Origin of the sequence: Pseudomonas sp. KB_15 (assembly GCF_052114525.1) — a bacterium.
Lineage (GTDB): Bacteria > Pseudomonadota > Gammaproteobacteria > Pseudomonadales > Pseudomonadaceae > Aquipseudomonas.
Genome location: NZ_JBFREX010000303.1, coordinates 1 through 395, shown reverse-complemented (window position 1 = coordinate 395; position 395 = coordinate 1). Strand labels below are relative to the sequence as shown.

1 protein-coding gene is annotated in these 395 nt (G+C 71.9%); it reads left to right on the top strand.

Going from position 1 to position 395, the window contains the following annotated elements; genetic code table 11:
• Nucleotides 1-395, top strand: a 395-nt coding sequence (pepE, locus tag AB4Z35_RS31005) for a dipeptidase PepE (protein ID WP_442101297.1), incomplete at both ends; no start/stop codon positions are given.

Sequence of the window (395 nt, the reverse complement as noted above, 5' to 3'; positions counted from 1 at the left end):
TGACTGGGACGCCTACACCGAACAGGTCCGCGAGGCGCTGGCGCCCATCGGCATCACCGTGCGCGGCCTGCACGCCGAGGCGGACCCGCTGGCGGCAGTCAACGCGGCCACGCTGATCGTGGTGGGCGGCGGCAATACCTTCCGGCTGCTCCAGGTACTGCGCCAGCAGGCGCTGCTGGCCCCGATGGCCGCCCGCGTGCGCGCCGGCGCCGCGCGCTATATCGGCTGGAGTGCCGGCTCCAACCTCGCCACGCCCAGCATCCGCACAACCAACGACATGCCCGTGGTAGACCCGGGCGGCCTCGACGCCCTCGGCCTGATCCCGTTCCAGCTCAACCCGCACTACTACAGCCTCGTGATCCCCGGCTTCCGTGGCGAAACCCGCGACCAGCGCC